18 protein-coding genes are annotated in these 18,576 nt (G+C 68.5%); 8 read left to right on the top strand and 10 right to left on the bottom strand.

What is annotated here, in order from left to right; translation table 11 throughout:
- Nucleotide 1 precedes the first annotated feature (1 nt).
- The 7 genes from VD972_RS14780 to VD972_RS14750 all read left to right on the top strand — a co-directional run bounded on the left by VD972_RS14780 (nucleotide 2) and on the right by VD972_RS14750 (nucleotide 7,900).
- Complete coding sequence (locus tag VD972_RS14780) at nucleotides 2-1,156, top strand: DUF2169 family type VI secretion system accessory protein (RefSeq protein ID WP_324987104.1); 1,155 nt, start codon at nucleotides 2-4, stop codon at nucleotides 1,154-1,156.
- Between the two features lie 104 nt (nucleotides 1,157-1,260).
- Nucleotides 1,261-3,825: a type VI secretion system Vgr family protein gene (locus VD972_RS14775; RefSeq protein WP_324987101.1), complete on the top strand. Its 2,565-nt coding sequence runs from the start codon at nucleotides 1,261-1,263 to the stop codon at nucleotides 3,823-3,825.
- 78 nt (nucleotides 3,826-3,903) lie between these two features.
- Nucleotides 3,904-5,070 carry a serine/threonine-protein kinase gene (locus tag VD972_RS14770; RefSeq protein WP_324987098.1) on the top strand — a complete coding sequence of 389 codons (1,167 nt, stop codon included), beginning with the start codon at nucleotides 3,904-3,906 and terminating at the stop codon, nucleotides 5,068-5,070.
- 240 nt (nucleotides 5,071-5,310) lie between these two features.
- The gene (locus VD972_RS14765) at nucleotides 5,311-5,436 is read left to right on the top strand and encodes a hypothetical protein (RefSeq protein WP_324987095.1); all 126 of its coding nucleotides are present in this window, start codon (nucleotides 5,311-5,313) and stop codon (nucleotides 5,434-5,436) included.
- A 208-nt stretch (nucleotides 5,437-5,644) separates the two neighbouring features.
- Nucleotides 5,645-6,808: an acyl-CoA dehydrogenase family protein gene (locus VD972_RS14760; RefSeq protein ID WP_324987093.1), complete on the top strand. Its 1,164-nt coding sequence runs from the start codon at nucleotides 5,645-5,647 to the stop codon at nucleotides 6,806-6,808.
- Nucleotides 6,805-7,071 (top strand): MoaD/ThiS family protein, encoded by a 267-nt coding sequence (locus tag VD972_RS14755; protein WP_324987091.1) that lies wholly within the window; start codon nucleotides 6,805-6,807, stop codon nucleotides 7,069-7,071. Before VD972_RS14760 ends, VD972_RS14755 begins: the two co-directional genes overlap by 4 nt.
- Before the next feature lie 4 nt (nucleotides 7,072-7,075).
- Entirely contained in the window at nucleotides 7,076-7,900 is an 825-nt protein-coding gene (locus tag VD972_RS14750) for a hypothetical protein (protein ID WP_324987089.1), read from the top strand.
- Between the two features lie 34 nt (nucleotides 7,901-7,934).
- On the opposite strand, the gene VD972_RS14745 is transcribed toward VD972_RS14750, so the two are convergent.
- The 8 genes from VD972_RS14745 to VD972_RS14710 are packed head-to-tail and all read right to left on the bottom strand — an operon-like array spanning nucleotide 7,935 to nucleotide 15,561.
- Nucleotides 7,935-8,540, bottom strand: a complete 606-nt coding sequence (locus VD972_RS14745) for a hypothetical protein (RefSeq protein WP_324987086.1) — start codon at nucleotides 8,538-8,540, stop codon at nucleotides 7,935-7,937.
- Between the two features lie 54 nt (nucleotides 8,541-8,594).
- Nucleotides 8,595-8,951 (bottom strand): monovalent cation/H(+) antiporter subunit G, encoded by a 357-nt coding sequence (gene mnhG, locus VD972_RS14740; protein WP_324987083.1) that lies wholly within the window; start codon nucleotides 8,949-8,951, stop codon nucleotides 8,595-8,597.
- A complete protein-coding gene (locus VD972_RS14735) occupies nucleotides 8,948-9,226 on the bottom strand; it encodes a K+/H+ antiporter subunit F (RefSeq protein ID WP_324987081.1) in 279 nt (92 codons plus the stop codon). Before VD972_RS14735 ends, mnhG begins: the two co-directional genes overlap by 4 nt.
- Nucleotides 9,223-9,678: a Na+/H+ antiporter subunit E gene (locus VD972_RS14730; protein ID WP_324987078.1), complete on the bottom strand. Its 456-nt coding sequence runs from the start codon at nucleotides 9,676-9,678 to the stop codon at nucleotides 9,223-9,225. Before VD972_RS14730 ends, VD972_RS14735 begins: the two co-directional genes overlap by 4 nt.
- A gap of 29 nt (nucleotides 9,679-9,707) precedes the next feature.
- Complete coding sequence (locus VD972_RS14725; RefSeq protein WP_324987075.1) at nucleotides 9,708-11,324, bottom strand: monovalent cation/H+ antiporter subunit D; 1,617 nt, start codon at nucleotides 11,322-11,324, stop codon at nucleotides 9,708-9,710.
- Between the two features lie 20 nt (nucleotides 11,325-11,344).
- Entirely contained in the window at nucleotides 11,345-11,683 is a 339-nt protein-coding gene (locus tag VD972_RS14720) for a Na+/H+ antiporter subunit C (protein WP_324987072.1), read from the bottom strand.
- Nucleotides 11,683-14,574, bottom strand: coding sequence for a monovalent cation/H+ antiporter subunit A (locus VD972_RS14715; protein WP_324987069.1), 2,892 nt, complete (start codon nucleotides 14,572-14,574; stop codon nucleotides 11,683-11,685). The genes VD972_RS14720 and VD972_RS14715 overlap by 1 nt, the downstream gene beginning before the upstream one ends.
- A gap of 36 nt (nucleotides 14,575-14,610) precedes the next feature.
- Nucleotides 14,611-15,561, bottom strand: a complete 951-nt coding sequence (locus tag VD972_RS14710; protein ID WP_324987175.1) for a universal stress protein — start codon at nucleotides 15,559-15,561, stop codon at nucleotides 14,611-14,613.
- Between the two features lie 98 nt (nucleotides 15,562-15,659).
- Between VD972_RS14710 and VD972_RS14705 the strand changes: the two genes are divergently transcribed.
- Nucleotides 15,660-17,135, top strand: a complete 1,476-nt coding sequence (locus tag VD972_RS14705) for a DUF488 family protein (RefSeq protein ID WP_324987066.1) — start codon at nucleotides 15,660-15,662, stop codon at nucleotides 17,133-17,135.
- Between the two features lie 24 nt (nucleotides 17,136-17,159).
- On the opposite strand, the gene VD972_RS14700 is transcribed toward VD972_RS14705, so the two are convergent.
- Entirely contained in the window at nucleotides 17,160-17,966 is an 807-nt protein-coding gene (locus VD972_RS14700) for a hypothetical protein (protein WP_324987063.1), read from the bottom strand.
- Between the two features lie 28 nt (nucleotides 17,967-17,994).
- Nucleotides 17,995-18,576, bottom strand: a 582-nt coding sequence (locus tag VD972_RS14695; RefSeq protein ID WP_324987058.1) for an ABC transporter substrate-binding protein, incomplete at its 5' end; no start/stop codon positions are given.

Raw genomic sequence — 18,576 nt, 5'->3', positions numbered from 1 at the left:
CATGACGACCGCAGCCCCCGCCAGTCCTCCTTCGACGGTTCGCCAGCTCTCCGGGTACGGCGCGAGCGGCGAGTTCATCCTCTCTCTCCTCGTCAAGCGGACGTACCGGCTCCTGCCGGACGGCCGGTGTGTGCTGGCACCCGAGCAGCTCCCGCTGGTCGAGGAGCCAGTCTTCGATCCCGAGCTGCCCGGGGTGATGCTCGACGACATGGACCTCTACGCCTACAAGCCTCTCTCGGACGTGGTGGTAGACGGGCATGCCTACGCGGAGAAGCCGAGCGGCGCATTCCCTGCCGGCCTCTCCATCGGGAAGGTGCTGAAGAAGCTGGCGCTGTTCGGGCCGCGCCGCTGCCAGCCCTCGCGCGCGGGCCTGCGCTTCTCTCCCCCGGAGCCTGTCGCCAAGGTGGCGCTCCTCAGCAAGCATGCCTATGGCGGCCATGACGCGGCCGCCGAGGCCAAGTACGGAAACCACCTCGCGGAGCTGGCGCCGTACCTGCGAGAGATGGACCTGCGGCTCGCGAGCCCGTACGTGTACCCACGCAACCCGGCGGGGAAAGGCTTCGTCATCGACGGCGCGACCGAGGCGCTGGAGACGGTGTCGCTCCCGTTGATCGAGGATCCCGATGATCTCCTCACCCCGGCACGGCTGATCTGTGGCGCGCCCGCGCGCTGGGCGGCGATGCCGCTCCCCTGGTCCCCCGGGTGGACCGACCTCGCCGTCTTCCCGCGCTCGGCCTACTTCGGCGCGGTGCCGGAGATGGATCCCGAGACCCTGCCGCTGCCTGAGGTGCGCCGTGGGTTCATCCCCCCAACGCTGGTCCGTGGCGGGCACCTGTTCGAGTCCTTTGATCTGCGTGCGGCCAACGGCGCCTCTTTCGGTCTCCAGCTTCCCTACGTGAAGCCGGAGACGGACATCGTGCTCATCGGGCTCCACCCGACGGCGCGCAAGCTCCAGTTCCGTCTCCCTGCAGAGCAGCCAAGTCTCTGGATCGATGGGCGCAACGGGAAGCTGGTGAAGACGGAGCCCGTCCTGCACACGCTGCGGCTGTTCCCCGATCGCGGCCTCTTCACGGTGACCTGGTGCGGCTCGGGCCCGGCGCTCCGGCCGTACCTCCCCGAGGAGCTGGAGAAGATGCCTTTCAAAGTGGCCTGGTGACTCCAGGCCGAGGCCTGCGCGCAAGCACCTCGTCGCCTTCTGTTCGTGGGAGCGACGCGGTATGAAGTGAGTCCACGAAAGAACCTGATTCCTGGAGTAGCTGCGTGTCAGACTCGGATGACGTTCTGCGCCGCCTCAAGCAGGGCCAGCAGGTGGCTCAAGAGGTCAAGGAAACCATCAAGCAGGCGCGCGAGGGCGAGGTCCCCGTCGAGCAGGTGCGCAAGCTCGAGAGCGCCGTGAACGAGCTCCCCGAGGTGCAGCAGGCCCGGCAGCAGTTGGAGCGCGCCGGGGGCACCGTGCGGCAGGTGGTGGACGTGGCCGAGCGCGTGCTGGGCGCCGCAGGCCCGCTGGAGGCGCTGTCCGAGGTGGCGCAGGCCCTCGCCGGGCGCAAGCCCCTGGACAAGGTCCGCTTCTCCTTCACGTCCAGCGCGGACCCCGGCGGCTCCTGGCGCGTGGTGGAGCTGCATGCCCGCGAGGGCCTGTCCGAGCTGTACAGCTGCACGCTGGACCTGGCCAACGAGCACCTGGGCGCGGACGTGGACGGGCTGCTCGGCTCCTCGGCAGAGGTCGTCATCTCCCGTGAGTCCGCTGCCCGCCGCCTGTGCGGCGTCATCCACCGCGTGGAGCACACCGGCACCAAGGCGGGGCACCTGCTGGCGCGCGTCCACATCGTCCCCGCGCTCTGGGCCCTCTCCCAGCGCCGGGACTCCTACATCTTCCAGGAGAAGACGGTGAAGGAGATCCTGGAGGACGTGCTCACCGAGGGGCTGCAGCCCTTCGAGCGCTCGTTCCGGCTGGATCTGAACCGCGAGTTCCTGCCGCGCGAGTACTGCGTGCAGTACCGGGAGACGGATCTGGAGTTCCTCCTGCGGCTGATGGAGGAGGAGGGCCTCTTCTTCTACTTCGATCACTCGGGCGAGAAGGAGGAGCTGGTGGTGGCGGAGGAGAACGAGCAGGTCCCCACCTGCGAGGCGGTGAACGGCGGCCCTATCACCGTGAGGGGGCCCGACGGCGGCACCGCCGAAGAGGAGTCCGTGCGCCACTTCGACTTTGCTCAGCAGCTGCACACCACCAGCGTGGTCATCCGTGACTTTGACTGGACGCAGCCGGCGCTGGATCTCACCAAGAAGGCGCTCGCCTCGGACAGGCAGGGCCGGGAGCGGGAGCTCTACGAGTATCCGGCGCCCCTCCTGGGCCCCTATGACGCGGGCTCGAAGAAGTACAAGCACGAGCAGAAGCAGGAGACGCTGCGCCGCCAGGCCCTGCACTCCGAGGGCCGGCGCGCGCACGGCGTGGGCTACATCACCGGCTTCTGCCCAGGCCACATGTTCGAGCTGAAGGAGCATGCCATCCCCGCGCTGGATCAGTGGTACCTGCTCACCCGGGTGGAGCACGCTGGCCATGCGCCGGAGGAGCTCACCAGCGACACGCATGAGCACGGCCGGGAGGGCCGGAGCACCGAGCGCTACCGCAACACCTTCGAGTGCCTTCCGCTGGACGTGCCCTTTCGCCCCGAGCGCCGCCACCCGCGTGCCCGGATCAGCGGCCTGCAGACCGCCACGGTCGTCGGGCCCTCAGGCGAGGAGATCTTCACGGACGAGCACGGCCGCATCAAGGTGCAGTTCCACTGGGATCGAGCCGGCCAGCGGGACGAGCGGAGCTCGTGCTTCCTGCGTGTGGCTCAGGTGTGGGCCGGCCCGGGCTGGGGCTTCGTCTTCCTGCCGCGCATCGGCATGGAGGTGCTGGTGGACTTCCTGGAGGGGGATCCGGACCGGCCGATCGTGGTGGGCTGCGTCTACAACGGGCAGAACACGCCCCCCTACCCGCTGCCGGAGCAGAAGACGCGCAGCTCCATCCGCACCGCCAGCACCCCTGGGGGTGAGGGCTTCAACGAGCTGCGCTTCGAGGACGCTGCTGGCGCGGAGGAGCTGTTCCTCCATGCCCAGAAGGACTTCAACGAGGTGGTGCTCCACAACCACAGCACCCAGGTGAAGGCCAACCAGAGCAACTCGGTGGACGGCTCGCAGTCGGAGACGATCGGCGGCAACCAGTCGATGACCGTCCACGGCAAGCGCACCAAGACGGTGGACAAGGACGAGGAGGCCACCGTCACCGGCAAGCGCACCGAGGAGGTGACGGGCCAGGAGAAGCTCACGCTGCACGGGGGGCGGGACACCACCGTCAACACGCTGGAGAAGCTCACCGTCACCGGCCGGCGGGATGAGACGATCGGCGGCAACGACGATCTGACCGTCGAGGGAGACAAGACGGACCACATCACCGGCAAGTACGCGATGACGGGGGATCAGGAGGTCAAGCTCAACCAGGGCGACGTGAGCATCGTCCTCAACCGGGGGGGCGCCGTCATCGAGGGCACCGGGCAGAAGATCCAGCTCCACAACACCTCGGGGCAGATCACGTTCGATGGAGGGCGAGTCGAGGTCTCCGCTCAGAGCGAGCTGAAGCTGGTGTGCGGCTCATCGAGCATCACGCTCGCGAGCGACGGCACCATCACGCTCTCCGGCTCCACGGAGGTCAAGATGAGCTCGGGGCCGAGCTTCGTGAAGGCGACTCCCTCGGCCGTGCAGAGCTCCGCGCCGGCCGTCAGCTCCTCGGCCACCGGGGGCAACAACGAGATCTCCGGCACACTGGTGAAGATCAACTCCTGACGCGCGGTGCTTCAGGGCCACGTGAGCAACGGCAGCGACCCTTGAGGTATGGTGTCCCTCCCCTACCCGAGGCGCCCCATGCAGCCACCCCAAGCCCCTGCCCTGAACCCGGCGCTGCTTCCTCCTGGCACCCTCGTGGGCTCCTGGCTCGTGGTGGCCTGGGCAGGCCGCGGCGTCCACGGCGCCGTCTACCAGGTTGTGCCCGTAGACAAGCCCGAGGCCCGCCCCAAGGCCCTCAAGCTCGCTCTGCTCCCCGGGGATCCCCGCTTCGTGCGCGAGGCGGAGCTGCTCTCCCTGGTGCGTCACCCCAGCGTCCCTCGCCTGTGGGACTCCGGGGACTGGCAGCACCCGGGCGGCGCCCTCCATCCCTTCGTTGTCATGGACTGGATCGACGGCGCATCGCTCTATGACTGGGCCCGTCTGCACCTCCCCTCCTCCCAGGAGGTGCTCCTCCTGCTGGCCCAGCTCGCTGGCGTCCTCCAGACCTTGCACTCCCAGGGCTGTCTCCACCGCGATGTGAAAGGCGACAATGTCCTGGTGCGCCGCTCCGACAGCCGCGCCCTGCTCACCGACTTCGGCTCCGGCCGTTACCCCCACGCCTCCTCCCTCACCCCTGACATCCTGCCCCCCGGCACCCCGGCCTACCGCTCCCCGGAGGCCTGGCTCTTCGAGCTCCAGTTCTTCCGCGACCCCAAGGCCCGCTACTCCGCTCAGCCCGCCGATGACCTGTACTCGCTGGGCGTCACCGCCTACCGGCTCGTGACTGGCACGTACCCCGAGCTCGGGGAACCTTCCAAGGATGAGGCCGGCCTCTGGCACCTGGAGAGTCTTGCCTCTCCTCCTCCGCTCGTTCTCAACCCCCGCGTGGACACGCGTCTCAATGCCCTCATTCTCCGCATGATCTCGGTGCGCCCCGAGCAGCGTGGCACCGCGCAAGAGCTGGTCGAGGCGCTGGAGCAGGCCGCGCAGCTCACTCTTCCCGAGAGCACCCGTTCACTCTTCGTCCAGGAACTGTCGCCCTCGGTGGACTCGGGTGGGCAGGCTCCTGCCGCTTCCGGGCCTGCTCCCCTCCCACTCGCGCATGACATGGCCGAGGCCCAGGCTCCCAAGCTGACCTCGCTCACGCCGGGCTCCGCTGAGCGTGTCAGCCCTCTCGTGCACATGCGGCCCTGGCTGCTTCGGCTTGCGACGGCCGCAGCGCTCCTCGCCCTGGGCGCCTGGGTCGGGTGGCTCACTCCCAGGTAGTTCCCGGAGCCTCCCTCTCTCGTCAGGCATGCGGTGGGCGCAGCCCGCCTGCAGGACGGTGGCGAAGCAGGGCTCGGAGATGCTTCGGCGAGCACCTCCACGGGGCCATCCCCCACTCCCTCCGTCCCCGGAGTGCGGGCCGAGGACACGCTCCCCGAGCCGTTTCAGGACCAGGCGCGGCCCGACGCGAAGGGCCGGTGCCCTCACCCGCGGCAGGTTTCCCTCAACGGTGGGTGTTGGGTGAATGTGAAGTTGCAGCCCGAGGAGTGCGAGGCGCTCAAGGGCTCCATGCTCAAGGGGGCCTGCTACGTGCCCGGGCCCCTTCACGAACGCCAGCCCACCTCCCACCCCGTGCGCAAACAGTGACGCCTCACTTGGGCCGGTACGTGCTGTTGGGGCTGCCGATGGCCAGCACCTTCCCGTCCAGAAGATGCACGGTGCAGTGATCGGGGCCCAGGTGACCCACGGCGACAGCATAGGAGCGTGTAGGCGGTTGCTCTCCAGGGCCCCTGTCCTGCCCACGCTCTCTCGCGGTATTGTCGGGTAGAACACGTTGTGTGCCGCGAGGGCTCACATGAATGAAGCCTGGGTAGAGCAGATCCGTGAGCGCTACCGCGGCTTCATCAAGGAGAAGGTGAACCCGGGCGCCGTCGAGCGGGACGCGGCGGCGGCCACCCTCTCGAGAGAGCTCCTGCGCGAGGCCGCCAGCCTGGGCCTGTTCCGCCTCCCCCTTCCCAAGAGGCTGGGAGGCGAAGCCGTCGACGAGCTCCGCTGGGGCCTGGTCCTCGAACAGCTGGGCTACCTCAGCGTGGATGCATCGTTTCCCACCCTGGTCGGCCTCTTCGTCGGGACCCACCAGTTCCTGCTCGGCCTGGGCAGGACAGACCTCGAGGAGCGCTACCTGCGTCCGCTGGGGCGCGGCGATGGCCTCGTCTCCTTTGCCTATACGGAGGGAGCCGATCCGTTCTCCTTCCGCTCGCGGGCGCTCGAAGTGCCGGGGGGCTACCTGCTCCACGGTGAGAAGCACATGGTGAGCGGAGGCACCATCGCTGACGCGTTCATCGTCTACGTCCGCGATGAGAAGAACGATCTGCTCGCCTTCCTCGTCGAGCGCGATGACCCGGGCCTCGAGATCCTCCCCCTCCAGCTCTCCGGCCTGCGGGCCCTGGGGGTAGCGGCCCTGAGGCTGAAGGACGTCCGCGTGGGCCCCGAGCGGCTGCTGGTGGCCTCGGATGGCCTGCGCGAGGCCCAGAGCTACCTGAATGCCCGCCGCGCCAGCGTGGTGCCGCCCATGGTGGGCCGGATGCAGGCGATCCTCGAGGGGTGTGTGGAGAGCCTCGGCGCCACGCTCCGGTATGACCGGCCGCTCACGGACATGCAGAACGTCCAGGCCCGGCTGGGCCGGATGTCCGTGGCGGTGGAGATCTCCCGGGCGGCGATGTACCGGACCCTGGAGCGGCTCAGCAGGGGCGAGACCGACGCCCTCTGGGACGCCTCCATCTCGGCCACCAAGTACTTCGTCACCGAGCAGGCGCTGCAGGTAGCCGAGGCCGCCCTGAGGCTGCTGGGCACGCGCGCCTACCTCCGGGAGAACCACTTCGAGCGCTCCGTCCGGGACTTCCTGGCAGGGCTGGCGGCCGCCGGCGCCCAGGACACCCTGGAGGTGGATCTCGGAGTCATGGCGATCAGCGCCATCGAGCAGCGCAGACGTCAACCCCCCAAAGGAGGCCAGCCGTGAGGTTCAGGTTTTCGGGCACGTTGCTTCGCTTCACAGACTTCCAGAAGGAGATCCAGGTCCAGGCCCCAACGCTCGGGGAGGCGCTCGTGCACCTGGTCTCCCAGCACGAGCGCCTCAAGCCGGTGCTCCTCGACAACAACGAGCGGCTCCGAGGGATCCACCGCCTCTTCCTGAACGGCGAGCAGCTGCTCGAGGTTCAGCCGCAGCAACCGCTCGCGGACGGCGACTGCCTCGAGTTCGTCACCGCCGTCGCTGGGGGATGACGCCTTGGCACGCACCATCTCCTTCGAGGTCCCCGTCGACACCAGCCTCTTCACCCCACAGCAGCTCCAGCCGCGCGCGGCGCTCGCACTGGCCATGCAGGGGTTTGCCCGGTGGGCCAAGGAGTACCTGGTCAGCTTCCCTCGGATGATCCGGGAGTTCGGGGTGGGCCTCGTCGTGGCCCGGCTCCAGGTGGACTACCGGGCTGCGCTGGGGTTCTTCGACGCGGAGACGCTCCAGTTCACAACGGGGTTCCGGCTGGTCAACAAGGGGACCTTCATCGAAGGGGTGGCCTCCTGCTCCGGCGGCGGCGCCCCGGCGGTCGAGTTCAAGGGCATGATGCGCCCGGTCCTCCTCGGCGAGGCCGAGACCCTGGCGGCCAGGCCGGGCCGGCTCCCCACCGCGCTCCAGGAGCGCTTCCTGCCGGACGAGATCATCTCCGAGCCTCCCGCCCAGAGCCTGCGCGTGCTCTCGAGACACCTGATGGAGCACGAGCGGCCGCTGGCGGAAGGCCGCTACCCGTTCGTGGTCCACCGGCATGCGTGCGAGGTGGCCGACCAGTGGTCCTTCATCGAAATCCCTGGCCACGTGGGCGCAAGCCGGGAGAGCCTGATCATGTCCCAGGGAGCGAGCTTCGCCGGGGTGCGTCCGCGCCTGAGCAGCCCCCTCCAGTCGCTCACCCTGGAGCTGCGGCGGCCCTACTTCCTGCTCGATGAAGGAGCCGTGCTGACCCAGGCCTTCCTGCACGAGGGCCAGCTGCTCTTCCTCCACCGCCTCTGTTCCGGCAGCGGGAACGAGAACCTCCACGGCATCGTGCTGGAGCGGTACTGAGGGGGCGGCGGGACTCGAGCCGGGCGGCAACCTGTCAGCGGCCCTCTCGCAGCTCGCCGCCCGCGAGGGCACTCCCGCGGGAGGAAGCGAGCATTCCGTCCTTGAAGAGTTGCTCCACGAGCCTCTGAGCGCACGAGTCGAGGATGGCCTGTGACGCTTTGCTCGTCCGGCCGTACTGGCAGGTGGCGCTCCAGCTGCGCCGGTCCGACCCCACAGGCGTCAACAAGGCCTCAATCCGGGTGGTCGTCATGCGCTCGGCCGCCACACCGCCCATCCCCCCGGAGGCCACCCATGCCTCTGTCATCGCCAAGGTGAGGAGCAGCACCCCCTCCGCTTTCCACTCCTCGATCCGCTGGCGCAGCGTGTCGGGGCTGCCGGGTTCCCGCGGGTCGAGCACCTGTGCCGAGGCCGCGATCCCCCGCTCAGCCAGCTTGTTCATCACGGCGTTCGACAGCTCCCCCAGGCGAGCGCTGTTCTCGGGGCTCCCGGCCAGGGGATTGCCGACGACGAAGAGGCGGGAGAGCCGTGGCAGCTCGCCTGGCTCTCGCGCCGAGCGGACGCTCGCGGAGGCGCACCCGGTCGCGGCGAGCGACAGCGCGGTGAAGGCCAGCATGAGGAAGGGGAACACTGTACGCACCATGAGGTCGCCCACTCTAGCCTCTGACGGCCTCTCCCGGGCGGACACCGGCGGGCCTCATACACTGGGTGGTTCGTCCACGCTGGGCACCGGAATCTCCGCGCCACGCAAGCGCGCTCTGAACACCGCGGCTCGCATCAGGAAGACGGTGGTGACCGGTCCGGTGAGAGCAATGAACACCGCGATGAGCAGCGCATGAACGTAGAGCTGCCCGTGCTCGAACGACACCTGCACCACCGTCGCGAGCGTGAGGCTCCACGTTCCCAGCGTCGTGCCCAAGGTGGGCGCGTGGACGCGCTGGAAGAAGCTCCTCAGGCGCAGCACCCCGAACGATCCGATCAGGGCCGCCAGCGCGCCGGCCACCGCGAGCACCGCGGTGAGGGCATCCACCCACGGAGTCGTCGACACGTTCATTCGATGATCTCCCCGCGCAGGAGGAACTTGGACATCGCCGCGGAGCCCACGAACCCGAAGAGCGCGATCAAGAGCGCCGCTTCGAAGTAGGAGCTGCTGCGATAGAGGAGCCCCAGCGAGAGGACGATCAGCATCGTGTTCACGTACAGGCAGTCGAACGCCAACACGCGGTCCTCCGCCCTGGGCCCGACAATCATCCGTGCCAGTGACAGCATCATCGCGAGGGCGAGGCAGCCGAGGGCGAAGGCCAGCGCCCAGGAGAGCAGAGGGCTCATTCGAAGATCTCCTTGAGCGGACGTTCGTAGCGGTGCTTGATGAACGCCACCAGCTCCGCCTCGCTCTGAAGGGCGAGCACGTGCAACAACAGGACGCGATTGTCCGCCGAGAGCTGCGCCCAGGCGGTGCCCGGCGTGAACGTGACGATCATCGCCAGCACGGCCAGGCCGTTCGGATCCCGCAGCTCGAGCGGAACGAGGACGAAGCCAGAGCGGATGTCGCGCGAGCGCCGCGCGAGAATTGCCCACGCGACCTCGGCGTTCGACCGCAGCATCTCGATCACGACTCGGCCGAGCAGGCGCGCCATGACGAGGGGCCTGCGCAACCGCACGGGGGCTGGCCTGAGCCTGGCGGTCACCGCGGGCCAGAACAGCGCCAATGCGACACCGAGCACCAGCGTCCCCGCGCTCAACGACTGCATGAGCAGTATCCAGAGCAGGAGCAGCGCCACCGAGAGCACAGGGTAAGGAATGAGCCGCCTCATCGCCCAACCTCCGGCGCCGTGGGCGACGGCCGCACCTTGGCCCCGAGGACTGCGCCGATGTACCCGCTGCGGTCATAGAGGGACTGCGCCGTCGCACGCGCGAGCTCCATCGTGGGCGCAGCCGCGAGTGTCAGCGCTCCGCACGCGGCGAGGAGCGCCACCACGGGGAGTCCCTCCGGTGCCCGAACCCGAGGTGGCTCGCGCTGCATTTCCGCCCAGAAGGTTCGGATTCCTGTTCGCGTGAGCGCGATGAGGGTGAGCAGGCCGGAGCCCAGCAGCACGCCGACGAACAGCCACGAGCGGGCGGGAATTGACCCGCTCTCTTCACGCACCGCGAGCGCCGCCGACAACATGCCGAGCTTGCCGATGAAGGTCGACAGCGGTGGCAGGCCGGAGATGAGCAGCGTACACGCGACGAACGCCAGCCCCATCAAGGCGGTGGAAGCGGGGAACGGCAGCGCGACGAGCGGTTCCTCCTCGTCGTCGAGGTTGACATCCTGCGCTTCGAGCGTCGCGCTCAGGAAGGGCGCCTCGTCCACGACGGTCGCACCCGCGCGCCACCGCTCGACGAGATCGACGAGCAGGAAGAAAGCGCTGGAGGCGAGCGTGGAGCTCACCAGGTAGAACACCGCGCCGCCGAGGACGGCTTCCTGGCCCAATCCAAGAGCAGCCAGGAGCGTCCCGGCGGAGACCACCACCCCCGAAGCAGCCTGCTCAGCAAGCCGATGCGAGGCGATCATCCCAAGGGCCGCGAGCAGCGCGGTGACCAAGCCGAACGCGAGCAGACCGTCCGCACCGAACCCCGCCAGCGGCCCCCCGGCGAACATCAACGTCCAGAGCCGCACCAGCGCGTAGACGCCGACCTTGGTGAGCACGGCGAACAGCGCCGCCACAGGTGGCGTCGCTGACGAGTAGGCAGGGACGAGCCAGAAGTTGAGCGGCCAGGCCGCCGCCTTGACCAGGAACGCCACCGCGAGGATGGCCGCTCCCGCGTCGATGAGGTGCCGATTGGCCACGGCCCCCTCGGACAAGCGCGCGGAGAGCTCCGCCATGTTGAGTGTCCCCGTGACGCCGTAGATCATCGATGCGCCGATGAGGAAGAGCGACGAGGCGGCGAGGTTCATGGCCACGTAATGCACGCCCGCGCGGACTCGCGGTCTTCCGGAGCCATGCAACAGCAGGCCATACGAGGCGGCGAGCAGGATCTCGAAGAAGACGAAGAGATTGAAGACGTCCGCCGTCAGGAACGCGCCGGAGAGCCCCATGAGCTGCAGCTGCAAGAGCGGGTGGAAGTGAACGCCTGCGCGGTGCCAACGCGCGGAGGCGAAGCTGAGGGCGCAGGTGCCCAGGGCCCAGCTCAGCACCAGCATCCCGGCCGAGAGGCGGTCCACCGCGAGGGCAATCCCGAACGGCGCGGGCCAGTTGCCGGGGAGGTAGGCCACGACGCCGTATTCGTTCACCCACGCAAGAAGCGCCGCCGAGACGGCGAGTCCCAAGAGCGCTGAGCTCATCCCAAGCACTCGCTTGGCAGGGCGCTTCCCCTCGCCCAGGAGGAGCATCGTCGCTGCGGTCAGCATCGGCAGGAGGATGGGCGCCACGATCAAGTGTGGCATCACGCATTCAACAAGCGCTCTCATGGTTCGGTGCCGTCCACGTGATCGGTCCCAGTCGTCCCGCGTGAGGCCAGGATGACGACCAGGAGGAGCGCCGTCATCGCGAAGCTGATGACGATGGCAGTCAGCACGAGCGCCTGAGGGACCGGGTCGGTGTAGTGCACAAGGTCTCGCGGGACGCCCTCGACGAGGATGGGCTCCCTATCGATGGCCAGGCTGCCGATGCTGAAGATGAAGAGGTTGACCGCGTAGGAGATGAGCGACAGGCCGACGACCAGCTGAAACGTGCGGGGCCGCAGAAGGAGCCAGACACCAGAGCCGGTCAAGATGCCGATGGCGACCGCGAGCACCACCTCCATCACTCACCTCCTGAGGCCCGGTGCGCGCGGATTGACTGGTGCGCGAGCGCCACGAGGATGAGCAACGTGGAGCCCAGCACCAGACAGAACACGCCCAGGTCAAAAAACATCGCGCTCCCGATGTGGATCTCGCCCAGCACGGGAGCTTTCAGATGGAAGGTGTGCGAGGTGAGCAGCGGATACCCGACCACGAGCGCCCCTGTGGCCGTGCCGAGGACACACAGGAGCCCGATGGCCATCAGCATGCGCGGTGCGAGGCGCAGCCTCTCCTCGACCCACTCCGTCCCGGACACGAGGTACTGGAGCAGAAAGCCCACCGACATGACCAGCCCCGCCACGAACCCGCCGCCTGGCGCGTTGTGCCCGCGCAGGAAGAAGAATGCCGCCACGACTCCCGACACGGGCAAGAGCAAGCGAACCAGCACCGCCGGGACCATCAGGTACCCCACCGCCGTGTCACGCGCCTGGCGTGGGTTCACCAGGTCTGTCTGCAAGTCCTTCGGGAGTGCCTGCTGCTGCGGCGTAGGCGCCATGACCTCGGTGGCCGGCCGGAAGCGCCGGAGGAGCGCGTAGACAGTGAGCGCGACGAGCGCCAGCACCACTCCTTCCCCGAAGGTGTCGAACCCGCGGAAGTCCACCAGCATCACGTTCACCACATTCCGCCCGCCGCCGCCGCTCAGAGCGTTCTCGAGGAAGAACGAGGTGCGCTCGGGGAAGTCTCGCGTCATCACCGCGTAGGCCAGGAGCGCCATTCCGCCGCCGGCACTCACCGCGATGACGAAGTCGCGGGCTCGCCGGCCCCTGGCAACCCTCAATGTGTGCGCATCGTACACGCCGCGGGTCGGCTCTCGCGGCGGGAGCCACCTGAGCCCCAGCAGGATGAGCAGTGTCGTCACCACCTCAACGGTGAGTTGGGTGAGCGCGAGGTCCGGCGCGGAGAACCAGATGAACGTGACGCAGCTCACCGCGCCCGCGGTCCCTGCAAACATGAGCGCGGCGAGCCGGTGGAACTTCGCCTGCCATGCTGCCGCCAACGCCGCGACGCCGCCCACCGTCCACAGCGCGATGAACGTCGGCGAGAGAGGCACCAGCGGACGCTCCCCCTTGCCAATGCCACCCCACAGCGCCCAGATACCCACGAGCAGCGTGACCACCACCAGCGCCAACAGCTGCCGCTGGAGTCCCGCGGTGAGCAGCCAGCGACGGGTCCATCTGCTCAACGAGGTCAGCCGCGCCAGCAGTGACGCAAAGAGCCTCGCACCATCCAACCGCTCCACGAGGCGGCCGCCGAGGCGCACGTGCCTTACCTCCAGCCGCCGGGCCCACAGGTACAACATTCCGCCACCGCCGAGCGCAAGCGCGCTCATGAGGAGCGGGGGAGTGAACCCATGCCAGAGCTTGAGGCTGTACGGCGGGAGCGTTCCGCCCACGACCTGCCGGGACGCGGCATCGAGGATCGGCCCGATCGACACGGCTGGCGCGACGCCCACCACCAGGCACATGACGACCAGCACCTCGACGGGGACGCGCATCCACTTGGGCGGCTCCTCCGGGACGCGCGGAGTGTCCCGTGCGCTGGAGGGCCCAAAAAACACCTTCGCCGCAAACCGGAGCGAGTACGCAACGCTCCCCATGCCTGCCAGGGTCGCCGCAATCGGCAGGCCCCACTGGACGGCGGGCATGGCGTTGACGACAACCGTCTCGGCAAAGAACATCTCCTTCGACAAGAAGCCATTGAGCAACGGGACTCCCGCCATCGCCGCCGTGGCAACGACCGCGAGCGTCCCGGTGATGGGCATCAGGCGGAAGAGCCCCGACAGCCGCCGGATGTCCCGCGTCCCTGTCTCATGATCGATGATCCCCACCGCCATGAACAGCGAGGCCTTGAAGGCCGCGTGGTTCATGATGTGGAACACCGCCGCCACCGCTGCGAGCGGGCTGTTGAGCCCGAGCAGCAGCACCACCAGCCCGAGATGCGAAATGGTGGAGTATGCGAGCAACCCCTTCAGGTCGCGCTGGAACAGCGCCGTCCACGCGCCGAACAGCAGCGTGACGAGCCCAGCGGACCCGACGAGCCAGAACCAGAGCTCCGTCCCCGACAGCACCGGCCACAGTCGCGCCAGCAGGAACACGCCCAGCTTCACCATGGTCGCCGAGTGCAGATACGCCGACACCGGCGTCGGTGCCGCCATCGCGTTCGGGAGCCAGAACTGGAAGGGGAACTGGGCGCTCTTGGTGAACGCGCCGAGGAGGATGAGGCAGAGTGCCACCGGGTAGAGCGCGTGGGCTTTGACGCGCTGCGCGCTCCTGAGGACGACGTCCAGCTCGTAGCTGCCCACCACCTCGCCGAGCACCAGCAGCCCAGCCAGGAGGCACAGGCCGCCCATCCCGGTGACTGTGAGCGCCATCCGGGCCCCGCGCTGTGCGTCCTTCCGTTGGTTCCAATAGCCAATGAGCAGGAACGAGAAGAGGGAGGTCAGCTCCCAGAAGAAGGCAAGCTGCAGCAGGTTTCCCGAGAGGACCACGCCCAGCATCGCGCCCATGAATGCCAGGAGGAATGCGAAGAACCTCGGCACGGGATCCGACGGCGAGAGGTAGTACCGCGCATACAGCATCACCAGCGCGCCGATGCCGAGGACGAGCACGCAGAATGTCCATGAGAGGCCGTCGAGCCGCAGCACAAGGTCGAGCCCCAGCGAGGGCACCCACGAGATGCGCTCGACCAGCAGACCTCCACCCCGAACTCTCGGGAAGTGGAGCGCCACGCCCACGAGCCCCGCCAGCGCGGTGAGGCCCGCGAGACCCGCTGCGCGGTTCCGGGCACTCGTGGGCAGCAGCGCCGCGATGGCAGCGGAGACCCCGGGGATGAGCAAGAGCGCAAGAAGCGGCATCGTTCAAGCAATCGATGGGAGCGAGCTGCCAACCCCTCAACTTCTGCCGGACCCCTGGGGCCTGGGGGGTACAACCAGGACGTCGCACGGCACTTCCCGGAGGACGTCGCCGGCAACAGTCCCGAGGAGCGCGTGCGCGACACCGGCACGGCCATGCGTTCCAAGCACCAGGAGGTCCGCTCCAGCCTTTGCGACAGTGTCCGCTATGACCGTCCTCGGCGAGCCGTATCGAACGTGGGACTTCCAAGAAGGCGCGTCGTCATGCGAGGCCTTCATGTCTGCCAATGCGGTGGCCAGCGCGCGGGCGATATCGTGAAGTGCCTTCTGCCGATAATGGTGGCGGAACTCCTGGCCCTGGTCCGGTGAGAGGCTCGGATAGATCAGGCCGTGGTAAGGCACGTCGTAGGCGTGGACCAGCCCGATCTGAGGACGGGGAGGCGGAAGCACCCGAAGGGTCAAGGTCAGAACATCCTGGGCAGCTTGATCCGTATCCAGGGCGAGCAAGGGGCGTCGATAGGCCCCGTGCGGTTGTAGGCGAACCACCAGGACTGGCAGCTGACCCTTTCGGATGACGCGCTCCGCAGTCGATCCAAGAAAGATGTCGCGGAGCGTACGACCGCCGCCGCGGCCCATCACAATCAACTCGGCCTTGCACGAACGCGCGTGCCTGGCGATCTCGGCAGCCGCGACGCCAACCTTTACGCTCGGCATGACCTTGACGCTCTCCGGGAGCTTGGCCGCCACGTTCCTCACCGCGTGCTGGAGCGCCTTCGTCGCATCGCTTTCTGCCAGGCGCCTGGCTTCCCGTGAGAGAAGCCTCGGGACTACGTGGAGAAGGGTGAGCTGAGCGTTCTTGGCGAGGGGGAGCAGCGCTGCGCGCTCCACGACCCGTTCCGTCGCGGGTGAGAGATCGACAGGGATGAGCAATGAACGAAAGTCGTGGGGAATGGAGCGCCCTGCCCTGTCCCAGACACGACCCTGAGTCATCTTGGGCATCGTGTCAGCCTGCGCATTCCTATATTGCGCCGCAAGTGAAAGAACGGCGACGGCTGTACGCTGTTGACTGCATGGCATGCGGGGAGCGGATGGGGCACCTGAGCCGCACGAAAAGCTGGAGAGGCGCTCGGCTCTACACGGTCGGCCATTCGACCCGAACGTTCGATGAGCTGGTCGCGCTGCTTCGTGCCTTCGACATCTTCGTCTTGGCGGACATCCGGACCATCCCCCGATCGCGGCACAACCCCCAGTTCAACGGCGATGCGCTTCGATCGGCGCTTCGTGCGCGGCGCCTTCGCTACGCACAGCTCCCCGAGCTCGGAGGCCTGCGCCGGCCACGCAAGGACTCACCCAACGCGGGGTGGCGCAACGCCAGCTTCCGGGGGTACGCCGACTACATGCTGACCGAGGACTTCGAGACTGGGCTCGCGAAGCTGCACGCGCTGAGCGCGGAGGGTCGCGTCGCGCTGATGTGCGCAGAGGCCGTGCCATGGCGTTGCCATCGCTCCCTCGTCGCAGACGCACTGACGGCCCGCGGAGCCCATGTGGAGCACATCACCAGCGCCAAGCGCTCGACTCCGCACCGCGTGACGGCGTTCGCCAAGGTCAAAGGCACACGTGTCACGTATCCCGTCGAGGACTCCGCGGGCGGGCGGCTCGCCACCCGGGCGCCCTTCCATCTCGAGGCGACCGTGCGCGTGCTGCAGCGCCGTCCGACGAACCGGGTCAATGTCTGGGAGCAGGAGCGCTACCTGCGAGTGCTGGCGACGGCTGACGGTCTCGCGCTGGCCGAGGTGACGAATCGCGGAACGATCGACGAGCCAGACGTTCGGTTCACCGTCCTCCAAGGCAACCTCTCCACCGCCACGCGCGAGGCGCTCGGACAGACCATGCGGAGGATGCTCGGCCTGGAGGTGGACCCGGAGCCGCTGCAGCGGCTGGCGGAGGCCCAGCGCAGGCTTGTCCCCACGGCGCTCGCGCTGCGCGGCATGCGGCCACCGCGGTTCGCCGAGTTGTTCGAGGCGTTCGCGAACGTGGTGCCTTTCCAGCAGGTGAGCCTGGACGCCGGTGTGGCCATCGTGGGCCGGCTGGTCGAGCGCTTCGGCAAGTCCCTCGAACACGACGGCCGTCGCTTCCACGCGTTCCCTACGGCTCAGGCCCTCGCCGAGGCTCGCCTCGACGCGCTCAGAGCGTGCGGCTTGAGTCTTCGAAAGGCCGAGACACTCCGCCACGTTGCCAGCGCGATCGCAGCGGGCGAGCTGACGGAGGAGCAGCTCTTGCGCATGAGCAGCAAGGAGGCGATCGGGTTTCTGGCCGAGCTGCAGGGCATCGGCCCCTGGAGCGCCAGTTTGGTGCTCCTGCGGGGGCTCGGTCGCCTCGACGTGTTTCCTCCGGGTGACGTTGGTGCCAGGCGCGGGCTCAGCACGTTGATGCGCCTGGAGCCAGGACCCGCGCTCGATCGCGTCGTCCAGCGCTTTGGCGATCGCCGCGGCTACCTCTACTTCTGTGCCCTGGGCGGCAGCCTCCTGGCAAAGGGCCTGATTCACCCGGCTCCTCCGCCGTGACGGAGCTGGGCTGCGCTCACCGGCTCAGCGCACCCGAGTGCCGTGCGGCAGCGGCTTGGCGATCTCGTCCTGGAAGTCCATGAAGCGCTCCATCTCGCGCACCGTCTCGTCCGTGGCCTGCACCTCGGCGCTCACCACGTCCAGCTGCCGGTTCACCGTCTCCGGATCCCGGATGGTGATCGACTGCTCGTGCGTCAGCCGCATCAGATCTTCAATCCCCGCCAGCTGGTGGCTCACCACCTCACGGCTCTCGCCCGCCTGCTGGAAGCGCCCCAGCCGCTTGCGGAGGATCTCCAGCCGCTTCTCCTTCACGTCCTTCAGCCGCGCGTTGGCCTCCTGCGCCACCTCCGCCTCCAGCTCGCGCAGCTCCTTCTCCAGCTGCTCCCTGTCCGTGCTGTTCAGGTACGTGCGGTGATGGTTCAGCGCCGCCACCAACCGCAGGAATGAAGTCAGCAGCGCGTCCAGCCGCGGCTCGCTGTCCGTCGCCAGCACCTTCCCAGCGGGCAGCCGGCGGTAGTTCTCCAGGATCTTCTCCTTCAGCCCCACCAGCACCTGGTAGTGCTCGCGCTGAGAGGGCGCCAGCTCCGCCAGCAGCCCGTCCACCTCCTTGCGCGCCGGATCGCTCGCCTCGTCCCCGCCCCGCGCGCGGATCGCCCGCTGGAAGCGCTTCATGGACGGGACGATCCCCAGGTACAGCCCCTCCACCCCCAGCGCCACCAGCGCGGGCAGCGGCTCCCCCGTCATCAGCGACGAGGCCCCCGCCGTGAGCAGGCCCACGAGGTTTGCGGGCAACATGAAGGCGGCCTTGATGAAGCTGGGCGAATCCGCCACGGAATCTCTCCTCCCCTCCCGGGGGGTATCAGGGTCCGCGAGCCTCCGACACGTACTTCAACGCTCCGAGATCTCGCGTGTCCTCTGCAGGCGGCGCCACGGCCCCCCGCTTGAGCTTCTGGAAGAGCGCCGAGGCGCTCTGGAACAGCTCGTCATAGGTGACGGGCGCCTCGCCGGAAAGCCCGAAGAAGGCGCGATTGTCCGCCAGTGTCGCCGGAGGCGCCGAGCGGATGGCCTCCGTAGGGTCCCCCAGGTAGGGCGCCACGTCCCCCAGCATCCGCGCTGCCGGGCCCGGCTCCTTCTGAACACTCTGCCCCGCATCCAGCAGGCCCCGCAGCACCCGCCGCACCGCGTCCGGGTACCGCGCCGCGAAGTCCCCGCGCGTCACCAGCACCGTGGCAATCAGGTGCGGAGCGTCCGCAGTCGTGGCCAGCACCGCCCCCCCGCGATCCCTCGCCGCCAGCTCCACGTCCCCCCACAGCCCCACCACCGCGTCCGCCCGGCCCTCGCGCAGCGCCCGGCCCGCATCCAGCGTGGAGGGCAGATCCACCCACCTCACGTCCGTGGTCCGCAGCCCCATGCGCGACACCACCCACAGCGCGAAGTAGTG

Origin of the sequence: Hyalangium sp., from assembly GCF_035629615.1 — a bacterium.
Taxonomy (GTDB): domain Bacteria; phylum Myxococcota; class Myxococcia; order Myxococcales; family Myxococcaceae; genus Hyalangium.
The sequence above is the reverse complement of the archived record's forward strand: the minus strand, read 5'-3'. Positions and strand labels throughout refer to the sequence as shown.